The organism is Geodermatophilus sp. SYSU D01176, from assembly GCF_054050015.1.
The window spans coordinates 15,208-29,194 of record NZ_JBJGYN010000022.1 but is presented as its reverse complement, the minus strand read 5'-3'; the positions used below and the strand labels follow the sequence as shown (position 1 = coordinate 29,194).

The 13,987-nt window shown below is 74.1% G+C and carries 14 protein-coding genes; 4 read left to right on the top strand and 10 right to left on the bottom strand.

Translation table 11 applies throughout. From position 1 onward, the window contains the following. The 3 genes from ACI78Z_RS13450 to ACI78Z_RS13440 all read right to left on the bottom strand — a co-directional run bounded on the left by ACI78Z_RS13450 (position 1) and on the right by ACI78Z_RS13440 (position 3,176). A complete protein-coding gene (locus ACI78Z_RS13450) occupies positions 1-1,035 on the bottom strand; it encodes a Gfo/Idh/MocA family protein (protein WP_457037040.1) in 1,035 nt (344 codons plus the stop codon). After that, a complete protein-coding gene (locus ACI78Z_RS13445; RefSeq protein WP_457037039.1) occupies positions 1,032-2,039 on the bottom strand; it encodes a Gfo/Idh/MocA family protein in 1,008 nt (335 codons plus the stop codon). Before ACI78Z_RS13445 ends, ACI78Z_RS13450 begins: the two co-directional genes overlap by 4 nt. Before the next feature lie 102 nt (positions 2,040-2,141). Beyond that, positions 2,142-3,176, bottom strand: a complete 1,035-nt coding sequence (locus ACI78Z_RS13440) for a LacI family DNA-binding transcriptional regulator (protein ID WP_457037038.1) — start codon at positions 3,174-3,176, stop codon at positions 2,142-2,144. A gap of 73 nt (positions 3,177-3,249) precedes the next feature. Between ACI78Z_RS13440 and ACI78Z_RS13435 the strand changes: the two genes are divergently transcribed. Continuing rightward, the gene (locus ACI78Z_RS13435) at positions 3,250-4,086 is read left to right on the top strand and encodes an aldo/keto reductase (RefSeq protein ID WP_457037037.1); all 837 of its coding nucleotides are present in this window, start codon (positions 3,250-3,252) and stop codon (positions 4,084-4,086) included. Between the two features lie 101 nt (positions 4,087-4,187). Beyond that, a complete protein-coding gene (locus ACI78Z_RS13430; RefSeq protein ID WP_457037036.1) occupies positions 4,188-5,375 on the top strand; it encodes a phytanoyl-CoA dioxygenase family protein in 1,188 nt (395 codons plus the stop codon). Positions 5,376-5,486: 111 nt separating this feature from the next. On the opposite strand, the gene ACI78Z_RS13425 is transcribed toward ACI78Z_RS13430, so the two are convergent. The 6 genes from ACI78Z_RS13425 to ACI78Z_RS13400 form a co-directional block, all read right to left on the bottom strand. Beyond that, a complete protein-coding gene (locus tag ACI78Z_RS13425; RefSeq protein ID WP_457037035.1) occupies positions 5,487-6,302 on the bottom strand; it encodes an ATP-binding cassette domain-containing protein in 816 nt (271 codons plus the stop codon). A gap of 1 nt (position 6,303) precedes the next feature. Beyond that, a complete protein-coding gene (locus tag ACI78Z_RS13420) occupies positions 6,304-7,365 on the bottom strand; it encodes an ABC transporter permease (RefSeq protein WP_457037034.1) in 1,062 nt (353 codons plus the stop codon). A 67-nt stretch (positions 7,366-7,432) separates the two neighbouring features. Next, positions 7,433-8,413 carry a substrate-binding domain-containing protein gene (locus ACI78Z_RS13415; RefSeq protein WP_457037033.1) on the bottom strand — a complete coding sequence of 327 codons (981 nt, stop codon included), beginning with the start codon at positions 8,411-8,413 and terminating at the stop codon, positions 7,433-7,435. A 173-nt stretch (positions 8,414-8,586) separates the two neighbouring features. Further along, a complete protein-coding gene (locus ACI78Z_RS13410; RefSeq protein ID WP_457037032.1) occupies positions 8,587-9,774 on the bottom strand; it encodes a Gfo/Idh/MocA family protein in 1,188 nt (395 codons plus the stop codon). A gap of 151 nt (positions 9,775-9,925) precedes the next feature. Continuing rightward, positions 9,926-10,735 (bottom strand): thioesterase family protein, encoded by an 810-nt coding sequence (locus tag ACI78Z_RS13405; protein ID WP_457037031.1) that lies wholly within the window; start codon positions 10,733-10,735, stop codon positions 9,926-9,928. A 78-nt stretch (positions 10,736-10,813) separates the two neighbouring features. Further along, positions 10,814-11,554, bottom strand: a complete 741-nt coding sequence (locus ACI78Z_RS13400; protein WP_457037030.1) for a MerR family transcriptional regulator — start codon at positions 11,552-11,554, stop codon at positions 10,814-10,816. A 62-nt stretch (positions 11,555-11,616) separates the two neighbouring features. Between ACI78Z_RS13400 and ACI78Z_RS13395 the strand changes: the two genes are divergently transcribed. Together ACI78Z_RS13395 and ACI78Z_RS13390 are read left to right on the top strand one after the other, a co-directional pair. Continuing rightward, entirely contained in the window at positions 11,617-12,090 is a 474-nt protein-coding gene (locus ACI78Z_RS13395) for a DUF6194 family protein (RefSeq protein WP_457037029.1), read from the top strand. A gap of 102 nt (positions 12,091-12,192) precedes the next feature. Then, complete coding sequence (locus ACI78Z_RS13390; protein ID WP_457037028.1) at positions 12,193-12,420, top strand: hypothetical protein; 228 nt, start codon at positions 12,193-12,195, stop codon at positions 12,418-12,420. An 89-nt stretch (positions 12,421-12,509) separates the two neighbouring features. Here ACI78Z_RS13390 and ACI78Z_RS13385 read toward each other — a convergent pair whose 3' ends face one another. Further along, positions 12,510-13,943: an SGNH/GDSL hydrolase family protein gene (locus ACI78Z_RS13385; protein ID WP_457037027.1), complete on the bottom strand. Its 1,434-nt coding sequence runs from the start codon at positions 13,941-13,943 to the stop codon at positions 12,510-12,512. Positions 13,944-13,987: the final 44 nt, after the last annotated feature.

Here is a 13,987-nt window from a genome sequence, read left to right as displayed (position 1 = left end):
TCAGGCCCCGGCCCGGTGCAGCTCGATCCCCGCCCGCGGCCGGGGCGGGAGCCCGGCGAGCCGGTAGCACCGGTCGACCAGCGTCATGGTGGCCACCGCGTCGTCGGCGTCGGTGGGGACCGGGGTCCCGGACCGCAGCGCCCGGATCAGCGCCTCCAGCTGGTAGGTGTACGACGTCCGGGTGCCGAGGTGCTCGGTCCGCTCACCGGCCGGGGTGCGGACGAGCACGCGGTCGTCCCGGTTGGGCTCGACGAACGCCGGCGCGGTCGCCCGCCCGCGGGTGCCGACGATGCGCAGCGAGAAGTCCCGGTCGGGGTGCACCATGCTGCAGCGCACGGTGCCGGTGGCGCCGGAGGGGAAGTGCAGGTCGACGTCGAGCCACTCGTCGACGCCCGGGGCGCCCGCCCGCTCCCCCGCCCGCGCGGCGTCCGGAACCGGGTCGCCGCCGGTCCACGGCGCCAGGCTGCGCAGGGCGTGCAGGCCGTAGCAGCCGAGGTCCATGAGCGCCCCGCCGGCCAGCTCGAGCGACCACCGCGGGTCGCCGTCGTCCGGCGGCGGCATGGCGATCGTCGCCTCGACGTGGACGACGTCCCCCAGCTCACCCGCGTCCACCAGACCGAGGAGCCGCCGCACCACCGGGTGGTAGAGGTGGTGGAGGCCCTCCATGACCGTCCCGCCCGCAGCCCGCGCGGCGTCCCGGACCTCGGCGGCCTCCTCCGCGTTCGACGCGAACGGTTTCTCGGACAGCACGTGCTTGCCGGCCGCGACCGCGGCCAGGTTCCACGGACCATGCAGCGCGTTGGGCAGCGGGTTGTAGACCACCTCGACGTCCGGGTCGGCGAGGACGTCGGCGTAGGTGGGCAGCACGCGCTCGACGCCGTGCGCCCGGGCGAACGCCCCGGCCCGCGCCGGGTCCCGGGCGGCGATCGCCACCAGCCGGCTGCCGGTGTCCCGCGCGGGGACGGCGATGCCGCGCTCGGCGATGCGGGCGGCGCCCAGCACCCCGATCCGCAGGGGCTCGGCGCGGTCCCTCACCGGTACAGCTCCGGCCGCGCGGGGAGCTCGACCGCCACCCGGCCGCCGGAGTGCAGCGACTGCAGCGCGGCGTCCGAGACGACCTGCGCGGCGTATCCGTCCCAGGCGCTCGGGCCCTGCGGCGGCCCACCGGCGACGACGGTGTCGACCCACTCGCGCAGCTCGACGTCGTAGGACAGGGCGAACCGCTCCCGCCAGTCGGCCGGGACCAGACCGGCGACGGCGCCCTCGCGGCGCAGGCGCACCGGAGCGGGATCGGCCAGCTCGACGGTGCCGGTCTCCCCCGACACCTCGCAGCGGATCTCGTAGCCGTAGTGGACGTTGACCGACACCTCGACGTCGACGAGGACGCCGTCGGCCATCTCGAAGAGCACCAGCAGCGGGTCCTGCAGCGCTCCCCCGCGGCTGCTCTTCCGCGGGGTGAACACCTGCACGGCGACGATCTCGGTGCCCAGCAGCCAGCGCAGCTCGTCGATCTCGTGGATGGCGGTGTCGGCGATGGACATGTCGCGCGTGTAGTGCGGCGGCACGGAGGCGTTGCGGTGGGCGCAGTGCGCCATCAGCGGGGCGCCGATCGCGCCGCCGTCCACGGCCTGCTTGAGGGCCCGGTGGGCGGGGTCGTAGCGCCGGTTGAAGCCGACCTGGACCAGCCGGCGGCCGGCGGTGACCTCGGCGTCGACGATGCGCCGGCAGGCCTCCTGCGTGGTGGCCAGCGGCTTCTCGCAGAAGACCGGCTTGCCGGCGGCGATGCACGCCAGCACGTACGGCTCGTGCGTCGGCCCCCACGAGGTGACGACGACCGCGTCGACCGCGTCGGAGGCGACCAGCTCCTCGCCGCTGGGCAGGGCCTTGGCGGCCGGCAGCCGCGCGGCGACGGCTGCGGCGCGCTCGGCGTCCGCGTCGGCCACCGCGACCACCCGGCAGCCCCCGGGTCCGCCGTCGAGGCGGCCGATGTGCTCCTGGCCGATCATCCCGACCCCGATGACCCCGACGTCCAGCCCCACGGGCCCCTCCTCGACTCCGTCGCGACCCCGTCGGTGCCGCGCCGGCTCCAGGTTGTGGGTCCGAGCACAGCAGGTCAACGCCGGCGATCCCTCAACAGACCGTCAACGGGCCGCCTCGGGCGGGATGTTGTACGGCGTGACGACCTGGACCCCCGAGTGCCAGGACCGCGGGGCGCCGGAGAGGGCGCCGTGGGCCTGCATCACCACGTGGCAGGCGCGGCGCAGGTCGAGGGCGAGGTCGTGGTGCAGCACCACGGACAGCCGCCCCTCCCGCAGCAGCGCGAGGTTCTCGGCGTCCAGGTCGTGGGCGATGAAGGCACGGCACGTCCGCCCGGCGTCGGCGAAGGCCGCCACGGTCGCGGCGTTGCCGCCGGCGGCGTACATCGAGTAGACCGCGGCGAGGTCCGGGTCCGCCTCGAGCGCCTCTCGGACGAGCCCGCGGAGCACGTCGTCGTCCCCGGTCGCGTCCACCAGGTCGACCTGCCGCCGTCCGGGTCGCGTGCGCCGCAGGGTCGCGCGGAAGCCCATCTCCCGGTCGTCCTCGCCCCGGAAGCTGCCGGTCCCCCGGGTGACGAGGACGGCGGCGTCGTCCGGCAGCCACTGGTCGAGCAGGTGGGCCGCGGTGGCCCCGGCCGCCCGGTTGTCCAGGCCGACGTAGGCGACGCGGCGGCTGGTCGGCAGGTCGGTGACCAGCGTGACGACGGGGATCCCGGCCTCGGCGAGGCGCTCGACCGCCGCGACGACCGACGGGTGGTCGGGGGCCTTGAGGACGACGCCCTGCGACCCGCGGCGGGCGATGCCGTCCAGCGTGGCCACCAGCTCGGGGACCGGCGGCGCCTCGGCGAGGTGGAACCGCGCCCGGAACGTCGCCGGCCGGACCAGCGGCAGCTGCGACTCCAGGGCCGCCCGGACCGCGGAGGAGAACCGGGCGGGCGCGTCGACCACCAGGTCCAGGAAGAACGTGCGCCCGGTCAGCCGCAGCTGCGACCGCTGCCGGTCCAGGTCGGCGACGGCCCGGTGGACCTCGTCCACCGTGCTCTGCCGCACGCCGCCGCGCTGGTTGAGGACGCGGTCGACGGTCGCCTCCGACAGCCCTGCCTGGCGGGCGATCACGCGGATCGGATAGGGGTGCGGCACGGACCCAGTCTGAGGGGTCTGTGAGGGATCCCCGCGGTTGACCGGGCGGGGGACCGCTCAGGAGGCTGACGGGATGACCGCTGTCCCCACCGTCCCGCTGAACAACGGCGTCGCGATCCCGCAGCTCGGCCTCGGCACCGCCCGGCTCCCCGACGAGGGGACCCGGCGGATCGTGCGGGAGGCCCTCGAGGTCGGCTACCGGTTCGTCGACACCGCCGCCAGCTACGAGAACGAGCGCGGCGTCGGGCAGGGCATCGCCGACGCCGGCCTGCCCCGCGAGGAGGTGTTCGTCTCCACCAAGCTCCGCGGCCGGGACCAGGGGTACGACTCGGCGAAGCAGGCGCTGCGGTCGAGCCTGGACCGGCTCGGGCTGGACTTCGTCGACCTCTACCTCATCCACTGGCCGCTCCCCCGGCTCGACCGCTACGTCGAGTCCTGGCGGGCGATGGAGGAGCTGCTGGCCGACGGCCTGACCCGGGCGATCGGCGTGTCCAACTTCCTGCCCGGGCACCTGGACCGGCTGGCCGCCGCCTCCTCGACGGTGCCGGCGGTCAACCAGATCGAGTGCCACCCGCGGGACCCCCAGCTGGAGCAGCGCGCCGACGACGCGCGCCGCGGCATCGTCACCGAGTCCTGGTCACCCCTGGCCAACGGCGGCGAGCTGCTGGGGCAGCCGGTGCTCGCCGAGATCGGCGAGCGGCACGGCCGGACCCCCGCGCAGGTGGTCCTGCGCTGGCACGTGCAGCAGGGCCTGGTCACCTTCCCCAAGGCGTCGTCCCGCGGCCGGCTGGTGGAGAACCTCGACGTCTTCGGCTTCGAGCTCACCGACGAGGACCTGGCGGGCATCGCCACGCTCGCCGACGGAACCCGCGTGAACGGCCAGCACCCCGACGTCTGGGAGGAGTTCTGAGGCCCCTGGGTGATGGGTTCTTGAGGTATCGGCGGCCTTGTGGACCCTGCACCGGCCGGTCAGGCTCGACGGCACGCTCCCCGCACCGGAAGGACGACGCCATGACCGCATCCGTCACCACCCGACGCACCCCCGGCTGGTTCACCGCCGACGACTGCCGCCTGGAGGACTTCCGCGCCGTCGTCGAGACCACCACCGACCTGGCCGAGTACCCCCACGCCGACGAGGTCCGGGAGAACGTCCTCGTCTACGGCTCCCGGCTGCGCGACCACGTCGCCACCCCCGAGGGACGCCGGGACGTGCAGGCCGAGCTGGCCCGCGCGCTGGCCGACGGCCCGGGGATCGTCGTCTTCGCCGGCGCCTTCCCCGACACCGCGGTGGTCGACCGGGCGACGGCGGTGTTCCAGGCGATGATCGACGAGCAGAAGGCGGCCGGCGTCGTCGGCGGGGACCACTTCGCCACGCCCGGCGCCAACGACCGCGTCTGGGGCGCGCTGGACAAGTTCGCCGTCCGCGACCCCGAGGCCTTCGCCGCCTACTACGGCAACGAGGTGATCGCCCTGGTCTCCGAGGCGTGGCTGGGCCGCGGCTACCAGGTCACCAGCCAGGTCAACGTGGTCAACCCGGGCGGGAAGGCGCAGGTCGCCCACCGCGACTACCACCTGGGCTTCATGTCCGAGGCGCAGGCCCTGGCCTACCCGGCCCACGTGCACCGGCTCTCCCCGGTCATGACCCTGCAGGGCGCGGTGGCGCACTGCGACATGCCGGTGGAGACCGGGCCGACGATGTACCTGCCGCACTCGCAGAAGTACGCCCCCGGCTACGTCGCCTTCCACCAGCCGGAGTTCACCGCCTACTTCGACGAGCACTTCGTCCAGCTGCCCCTGCGGACGGGCGACGCCGCGTTCTTCAACCCCGCGCTGTTCCACGGCGCCGGCACCAACCGGTCGGCCGACGTCCGCCGCATGGCCAATCTGCTGCAGGTCTCCTCGGCCTTCGGCCGGGCGATGGAGACCGTCGACCGCACGGCGATGTGCCGCGCGCTCCAGCCGGCGCTGCTGGAGCTGAAGCGCCGCGGCGCCGACGAGCGCACCCTGCGCAACGTCGTCGCCACCTCCGCCGAGGGCTACGCCTTCCCGACCAACCTCGACCGGGACCAGCCGATCGGCGGCCTCGCCCCCGAGACCCAGGCCGAGCTGGTGTGGCGGGCGCTGCAGGAGGAGTGGTCACCCGGGGCGCTGGACGCCGAGCTCACCGCCCAGGCCGAGCGGCACACCAGCGGCCACTGACCCCGCCCGGACGCGACACCGCCGTCCCGGGCCGTGTGGTCGGGGACGGCGGTGTCGGGGCCGGGGCCACCCTTCAGGTCCCGCGCCGAGCGTGGGGAAAGGGCGGTCCGCTCAGCGCTTCAGCTCGTGGGAGAGCTCCGCGAGCTCCTGCCCGCCGGCCATCTCGGCGGTCAGCTCCTCGAGGGTGACCTCCGAGCGCTTCTTGTCCAGCACCCGGCGGCCGAGCTTGAGGATGACGAAGTGGTCACCGACCAGGTAGGCGTGGTGCGGGTTGTGGGTGATGAACACGACCCCGAGACCCGCGTCGCGGGCGGCGGCGGTGTACTTCAGGACCACGCCGGACTGCTTGACCCCGAGCGCCGCGGTCGGCTCGTCCAGGATCAGCACCCGGGCGCCGAAGTAGACCGCGCGGGCGATCGCGACGCACTGCCGCTGCCCACCCGACAGGGTGCCGATCGGCTGGTTGATGTCCTTGACCGTGATGCCCATCTTCTGCAGCTCGGTGTCGGCGATCTCCCGCATGGCCTTGATGTCCAGGGGTGCCAGCGGGTACTTCCCCTTGCGGAGCTCCGAGCCGAGGAAGAAGTTCCGCCACACCTCCATCAGGCCCACGACCGCGAGGTCCTGGTAGACGGTGGCGATGCCGGCGTCCAGGGACTCGCGCGGGGAGCCGAAGTGCCGCTCCTGCCCGTCGACCCGCAGCGTCCCCTCCGAGTGCGGGTGCAGCCCAGAAATGATCTTGATGAGGGTGGACTTGCCGGCCCCGTTGTCCCCGAGGACGCAGGTCACCTCGCCAGCGTTCACCGTCAGGTTGATGTCCTCCAGCGCCCGGATGGCGCCGTAGGCCTTGCCGACCCCCTGCATCTCGACCAGGGGCTCTCCGGCGCGCAGGTCCGCGGCGGCGTGCTCAGCGATGGTGTCGGTCATGTCACTTCCTCCGGGCCGCGTAGTTCTTGACGTACAGGTTCACCAGGACCGCCAGCAGCAACATGACGCCCAGGAAGGTGCGGAACCAGTTGGGGTCCCAGCCGGCGAAGACGATGCCCTGGGTGGTCATGCCGAAGATGAACGCCCCCAGCGCCGACCCGACCGCCGAGCCGTAGCCGCCGGTCAGCAGGGCGCCGCCGACGACGGCGGCGATGATGTAGATGAACTCGTTGCCGACCCCGAGCCCGGACTGCACCGAGCTGAAGTTGAACAGCAGGTGCATGCCCAGGAACCACGCCAGGAACGACACCCCCATGAACAGGCCGATCTTGGTCGCGCGGACGGGCACACCGACCGCGCGGGCGCTGGCCTGGTTGCCGCCGACCGCGGTGATCCAGTTGCCGGTGCGGGTGCGCAGCAGCAGCCAGCTGGCGACCGCGACGAACAGGAACCACCAGAGCACGGTGATCTTCAGCGTGATGAACCCCAGGTCCACGTCCGCGGCGAAGATCGCCCGGGCGGACTCGAACCCGTCCAGGCCGCTGGCGTTGGGCGTGGCGACCGCGCCGGTCACCAGCTTGGTGACGCCGAGGTTGAGGCCTTGGAGGATGAAGAACGTCGAGAGGGTGATGAGGAAGCTCGGGATGCCGGTGCGCATCACCAGCCAGCCGTTGACGAAGCCGATCACCAGCGCGATGAGCAGGCTGACCACGACACCGACCCACATGTTCAAGCTGAACTGGTAGGACAGCATCGCCGCCGCCAGCGCCGAGGTCGCCACCGCGACACCGGAGGAAAGGTCGAACTCGCCGCCGATCATCAGCAGCGCGACACCGACCGCCACGATGCCGATGGTCGAGCTGGCGTAGAGCACGGTCGCGAACGCCGGCAGCGTCCGGAACGGCTCGGCGACCGCGTAGAAGAAGGCGAAGATCGCGATCGCCGCAGCGAGGGCGCCGATCTCGGGCCGGGCCAGCAGGCGCGACAGGAGCGAGCGCTGCGTGCGCACCGGCGGGGCGGCTGCCCTCGGGGCGGACGGCTGGGTCGCCACGGATGAACTCATGACTGCTCCAGGTGGGGGCGGGGTGGTCCGTGGGGAGCCGGGCCACCCCGGCTCCCCACGGCGCGGGTCAGCGGGTGTTGTTCTCGGCGTACGGGAGGATCACGTCGATGTTGGACTCATCGACGATGGACGGCCCGGTGAGCACTGGCTGGCCACCGCCGATGTCGTTGCCGTTGGTCAGGTTCAGGTACAACGCCTGCACGGCCATGTAGCCCTGGACGTAGGGCTGCTGGTCGACCGAGAAGGCGATGTCCCCGGCCTGGATCGCCTGTGCCACCTCGGGGTTGAGGTCGAAGGTGACGATCTCGGCCTGGCTCTGGGTGTCGGTCTTGGCCGCCTGGGCAGCCTGGGCCACCTGGGCGCCCAGCGTGACGATGTGGGTGACCGAAGGGTCGGTCTGCAGGCTGGAGCCGATCGTCTGCTGGACCGACGGGAGGTCGGTGCCCTGCACGTAGAGGATCTCCGTGTTGGGGAAGCCCTCGGTCACGCCCGCACACCGGGTCTCCAGGGCGACGTGCCCCTGCTCCTGGATGACGCAGAGGGCCTTCTGCCCGCCGTCGGCCCCGATCCGCTCACCGACGGTGCGGCCGGCGAGTTGCTCGTTGGAGCCGAAGTACATGGGGATGTCGTAGTTCATGTAGTCGTTGATCCCCGAGTTGAAGGCGACGACCGGGATCCCCTCCTGAACCGCACTCTGGGCGGCCGGGCCCACGGCGTCGACGTAGGCGAGGGTGACCGCGATGCCGTCCACGCCGCTGTCCACCTGGTTCTGCACCAGGGTGGCCTGCTCGCCGGCGGACGGGGCGTTGGAGTAGTTGAGCGTGATGCCGAGGTTGTCGGCGGCCGCGTTGGCACCGGCGCGGATCTTGTCCCAGAACGCGTCTCCCGGCGCCTCGTGGGTGATCATCCCGATGGTGTAGTCGCCGCCGCCGCCCCCGCCGCCGCCTGGCGCGTTCTGCGCACCCCCCTCGCTGCTGCAGGCGGCCACGGCGACGGTCGCGGCAGTGACCGCCACGACCGCTCGTAGCGTCTTCCGGGTGCGGCTCATGCTCGGTCTCCTCGTTGCGACGAGCCACCGTCCTGGTGGCTGGGGGGGCGCCGTCCAGGACATCGCGGTGCGGCGGGACGACCATCCATGCATCGCCATCGCCCGCGACCTCAAATGTCTGGACATAGTGACATGAGGAATGTGGCAGAGCTCACCAGAAGCGTCAAGAGGGCTCAGCCGGTGGGGACCTCGATCCGGCCGCCGCCGGCCCCGGCGGCGGCGAGCGCGTCCAGGACGACCGCGGAGCGCACGGCGTCGGCCAGGCCGGCACCGACGGGCCGGCCGGCCGCGACGGAGGCGAGCAGGTCCCGCAGCTCGACGACCTTGAGGTCGTCGTAGCCCATCGCGATCCCGGCACCGGGCTGGAAGGCGGCGTAGTCCCCGGCGTCCGGCCCCACCAGGAGGGTGGTGACCGCCTGGTCCTGGGCGGCCGGTCCCCGGCTGACCTGGAGCTCGCCCATCCGGCGGAAGTCCCACGCGAGGCGGCCCGCCGTCCCGTGCACCTCGAAGCCGTAGGCGTTCTGCTCCCCCACGGCCACCCGGCTGGCCTCGAGCACCACCCGGGCGCCGGTGGACAGCCGCAGCAGGGCGGACACGTAGTCGTCGTTCTCCACCGGGCCGGGGACCCCGTCGGTCACCTGGGCGTGGCCGGACGTCGCGCCGGTCGGCCGCAGCCGTTCGGCCACGAAGACGGCGGTGTCGGCGAGGACGGAGACGATGTCCCCCTGCAGGACGAACCGGACGAGGTCGACGGCGTGCGAGGCGAGGTCCCCCAGGACGCCGCTGCCGCCCCGCGCCCGCTCGTAGCGCCAGGTGAAGGCGCCTTCGGGGGCGGCGGCGTAGTCGCTGAGGAACGCGAACCGGGCATGGGTGACCCGGCCGATCGCGCCCTCGCCGACCAGCCGGCGGGCGAGGGTCACCGCGGGCGCGTGCCGGTAGTTGAAGCCCACGGCGGCCTGCACGCCGGCCGCGGCGACGGCGTCGGCCACCGCGCGGGCGTCGTCCGCGGTGAGACCGACGGGTTTCTCGATCCACAGGTGCCGGCCGGCCTCCGCGACGGCCACGCCGATCTCCCGGTGCAGCCAGTTGGGGGCGGTGACCGACACGAGCTCGACCCGGGGGTCGGCGAGCAGCGCACGCCAGTCGGTGGTGGCGGAGGCGAACCCGAACTGCCCGGCGGCCTGCTCGGCCCGCCCGGGGACGTCGTCGGCGACCGCGACGAGCTCCGGCACGAGCCCCAGGTCCGGGAAGTGGTGGCGGAGCCGGGCGTGGGCCTGGGCGTGCACGCGGCCCATCCACCCGAACCCGATGACCCCGACCCCGATCGGTCGCGTCGTCCCTGCTGTCGTGTCCGCGGCCACGCCGCCCTCCTCGGCTCGGTGAGGGCGCGAGCGTAGGGCCGCGGGTCCGTGCCGGGCGAGGACGACGACCCATGCCCCGCGCCCGACGGGGTCCCGCCACGGGACGGGCGCGAGGACGCCGCCCGGCCGCCCGCGGCGTGCGGGGCGGAGGTCAGCTCACGGGGCGCACGGTGAGGAGCTGTTCGGCCCGTCCGACCGGGCCGGAGACGTCGTGCAGCACGGTCGTGGTGAGGCCGAGGCCGTCCGGCCCGAACACCACGGTGGTGTCCAGGCCCACCCACGGGCCGGCCGGCTGGCGGTGCAGGTGGACCGTCAGGTCGAGGTTGGGGAACATCCAGGCCTTCGGGGACTGCCGCACGGCGATGCCGTTCGCGGTGTCGACCAGACCGGCGAACCGGGCCAGCGCGCCCACCGGCTCGTCGGCGACCAGGGCGACGGGGGTGGTCAGCCACACGGTGGCCCGCCCCGGCTCGGGCGTGCGCAGCGGCCGCACCTCGAGCGAGGCGATGTAGCCGCCGGGCCACACCGCCGAGAGGGGTGACGACGCGAACCCGTCCGGCGGGGGCAGGGGGTCGGGCTGGCCGCCGGCCACCACGGCGGTGTCGTGCCGCGCCAGGCGCCAGGCGCGGGCGCGCAGGACCGCGCGCCCGCCGGAGACGGCGACGGCCTCCAGCAGCTCGATGGTGCGTCCCGGGCGCACCACGTCGACGTGGACGTCGACCTCGGCGATCGGGACGACGCCGAGGACGTCGAAGGCGATGCGGCCGGTGACCAGCCCGTCGCCGGTCCCCCGCCCGCCCACGAACCGCTCCAGAGCGTGCACGAGCAGACCGTTCAGCGGGCTGATGTGCTGCTCGGTGACCGACCAGGCGCCGCCGGTGTGCTCGGTGGCCCGGAACCGGCCGGGGCCCAGCCGCTCGAAGTAGGCCGGCGGCGCTCCGGTCGGGACGGGGACGGGCACGGTCGGCTCCCGGGGAGCAGGGTGGCAGCGCCACGCGGACGGCGGTGCCCCGAGGATGCCAACGCCGGTCGCCCGGTCCTACCGCGCCCCCGCCCCGGTGCCGGCCGGGGCCGGCGCACCGACCAGGGCGTCGAGCAGGGCGGCGCCCCGGAGCAGGGCGCGCGAGCGCGCGGTGATGCCGGCGTCTCGCGCGGCCAGCGCAGCCGCGACCTCCTCCCCCCGCCGCGCCCGGCGCAGCTCGGGCAGGAGCGCGCGCAGCGGCTCGATGCGGTACCCGGCGCGGCGCAGCTGGGAGACGATCCGCGCGTCGCGGACGTCGCCCGGCGCGTAGCTGCGCGCCCGCCCGCCGGGCGACCGGGAGGGCACCACGAGCCCCTCGGCGTCCCAGTGGCGCAGCGTCGAGGTCCGGACGCCGAGGGCGCCGGCGAGCTCGGAGATGCCCATCGCGTCCGACGGGAGCGGGTCCTCGATCGGCTCGGCGGCGATCGCCGCGGCCGCCTCCTGCGCCAGGGCGACGTCCCGCCGCTCGGTGTGCAGCCGGGCGTGCGCGGCATCGAGGCGGGCCAGCAGCTCCGACGGCGGGCCCGCGTGGGCCGCGCGCACCAGCCGACGGGCCTCGACCGGTCCGGCGCCGGCCGCGAGGGCCCGGTAGGCCAGCGCCGCCTGCACGTGCACCTCCGTCCAGCTGCGGTAGCCGGACGGGGTGCGGGCCACGGGCGGCAGGACGCCCTCCCGCTCGAGGTCCCGGACCAGCTGGACTGAGCAGCCGGCCCGCCGGGCGACGTCGACCGTCCTCAGGCCCGACTGGAGACTTCTCACGCGATCCTCTCGGTCGAGACCGCCGAAGTCTCCACCAGCAGGTCAACGGGACACTCGAGGGCATGAGGATGGACGAGGTCATCGAGTTCATCGAGGGCCTGGGCGGCGTGCTGACGCTCCGGCCGCGGCCCGGCGACGGCTCGCCGGAGATCAGCTGGGGCGACGCCTTCTGCTACTACGCCCCGGACGGCATCGTCCCGAGGACGCAGCCCTTCGCCACCATCGTGACCAAGGACTACCCCGGCGACGCGGGATCGCGACTGGACCGCCCCGGCGCCTTCCGGGTCAACGTCGCCGCCGGGACGGCCGGGTTCCGGCGCTGGACCGGCCGGAATCCGCGGGAGCCGGCCCCCGGAGAGGTCGACGCGAGCACCCCCGACCTGGTGTGCGCGCACCCCGTCTACGGCGGCCTCGGGTGGCTCGCCGTCGTCGACCCCGGACCCCGCACGACGGAGGCGCTCCTCGATCTGCTCCGGACCGCCCATGCGCTGGCCCGCACGAGGTACGAGCGCCGCGCCGGGGCGGTGCCCTGCTGACGGTTCTCCCATGGTGGTCATGCTGGGGATAACGGCGCACCACCGGCGGCGTCGTGGCACGCTGTCCTCCCCCGTCACGACGCCGCCGGGAAGGCCGCGACCATGACGACGCCGGACCGCGACGAGCAGCTGCGCGCGCTCCACCGGGCGTTCAACGCGCGGGACGTCGACTCGGTGCTGTCCGCCATGACCGCCGACGTCGACTGGCCCAACGGCTGGCAGGGCGGCCGGGTCGTGGGGCACGGCGCCGTCCTCGCGGTCGGCGACGTCTGCCACGTGTACGCCTCCACGGGTGACCTCGTGCGCCGCATGGACGTCGAGCAGCACTGACCGGCCGCAGGGACGGCGGCGGCGCCCCCTCATCGGGGACGCCGCCTCCCGTGGTGCGGGTCACCTCCTCCGGTGGCCCCCTGCCGTCGTCAACCGGCCGCCATGGCCTGCGGCGCGGCGGAGGCGACGAGCTGCCGCAGCTCCTCCAGGTCGAACGCGGAGCCCATGGCCAGGAACCCGGCCCGGTTGGGGTGCAGGTGGTCGCCGGGGCCACCCACCGACGTGTTCGTGTCGTAGGCGGGCAGCAGCCGGCTGGGGTCGGCCGGGTCCTCGGTGGCCGCCGCGAAGTCGACCACGGCGTCGAACACCCCGCTGGTGCGGATGAACTCGTTCACCGCCCGCCGCTGCGCGTCCGTCTCGGCCGTGCCGTAGTTCGCCAGGCCGTCCTCGGCGCCGCCCGAGGGCGTCAGCGTCGCCCCGATGATCGGGATCCCGGCGGCGTGCACCCGGTCGGCGATCTCCGCCATGCCGGCGGTGACCTCCGCCGCGGTCGCACCGCCGCCCCCGATGTCGTTGATGCCCTCCAGCAGGACGACGGCGCGCAGACCCGGTTGGCTGAGCACGTCCTCATCGAGCCGGTCGACGGCCGGCGGCCCGTCGCACGGGGTGCAGCCTCCCGGCAGGCGCCCAACCCGGGTCACCATGTTGCCGGCGATGCCCTGGTTGACGACCGAGACGACCTGCTCGTCGTCCTCGGCCAGCAGGCGGCGCTGCAGCACGTCCGGCCAGCGGTCGTTGCCGTTGATGGTGGAGAAGAAGCCGTCGGTGATGGAGTCCCCGAGGGCGACCACCGTTCCGGCGTCCTCCCGCTGGACCTCCAGCCCGGTCAGGAAGAACCAGCTCGTCGTGGAGTGCGGGAAGGCCTCGTCGGTGAGGTCGCCGGTGTGGTCGCCCGCGCCCGGGTCGGTGACGTAGGAGGTGGTGAAGGACGCCGCGTGCCAGGTCATCGGCCCGCTGGCCCCCTGGACGTGCAGGCTGACCGCCACGTTGGACCGCTGAGCCTCGGCGTCGGTGAGCTCCATGCGGATGGCGTCGCTGCGCAGCTCCTCGCCCGGCTGCAGGGTCACCGACTGCCGGCCGTCGAAGGTGAGCTGCTGCTCGGTGCCCGCGACGACGGTGGCGCCGCTCTGCTGCAGGGCGGCGGTCGCGCGACCGAAGGTCACCGGCTGCGTGCCGAACCGGTTGCTGAGCTTGACCCGCCAGTCGTCACCGCCGATGCCCGGGTGCACGACCATGCGCATGGTCTGGTCCTGGGCTTGCTCGTCGGGGAAGGCGTATTCGAGGAGCGGCTGCTCGACGCCGGGCACCAACTCACCCTGCGGCCCCGGCTGCCCCACCGCGTAGCCGAGCGGGTAGACGCCCTGCGGCGCGGTGGTCCACGCCGCCACCCACGGCTCCGCGCCGGGGTCCTGGTACGTCGCCAGCGGCGGCGCCTGGTGCGGGGCGACCGCCAGCGCCGGTGCGGCCAGGACCACGCAGCTGGCCGCCGTGAGGACGGCTGTCGTCAGGGATCGCACTCTCATGCTGTTCCTCCTCGAACCAGCGACCCCGTCTGGGGTCTGGAGCG

Bases quoted from the DNA above. Each gene is read 5' to 3' on its own strand.
- ACI78Z_RS13420 (WP_457037034.1), bottom strand. From the start codon at position 7,365: ATGAGTTCATCCGTGGCGACCCAGCCGTCCGCCCCGAGGGCAGCCGCC.
- ACI78Z_RS13385 (WP_457037027.1), bottom strand. From the start codon at position 13,943: ATGAGAGTGCGATCCCTGACGACAGCCGTCCTCACGGCGGCCAGCTGC.
- ACI78Z_RS13425 (WP_457037035.1), bottom strand. From the start codon at position 6,302: ATGACCGACACCATCGCTGAGCACGCCGCCGCGGACCTGCGCGCCGGA.
- ACI78Z_RS13395 (WP_457037029.1), top strand. From the start codon at position 11,617: ATGAGGATGGACGAGGTCATCGAGTTCATCGAGGGCCTGGGCGGCGTG.
- ACI78Z_RS13430 (WP_457037036.1), top strand. From the start codon at position 4,188: ATGACCGCATCCGTCACCACCCGACGCACCCCCGGCTGGTTCACCGCC.
- ACI78Z_RS13415 (WP_457037033.1), bottom strand. From the start codon at position 8,413: ATGAGCCGCACCCGGAAGACGCTACGAGCGGTCGTGGCGGTCACTGCC.
- ACI78Z_RS13390 (WP_457037028.1), top strand. From the start codon at position 12,193: ATGACGACGCCGGACCGCGACGAGCAGCTGCGCGCGCTCCACCGGGCG.
- ACI78Z_RS13435 (WP_457037037.1), top strand. From the start codon at position 3,250: ATGACCGCTGTCCCCACCGTCCCGCTGAACAACGGCGTCGCGATCCCG.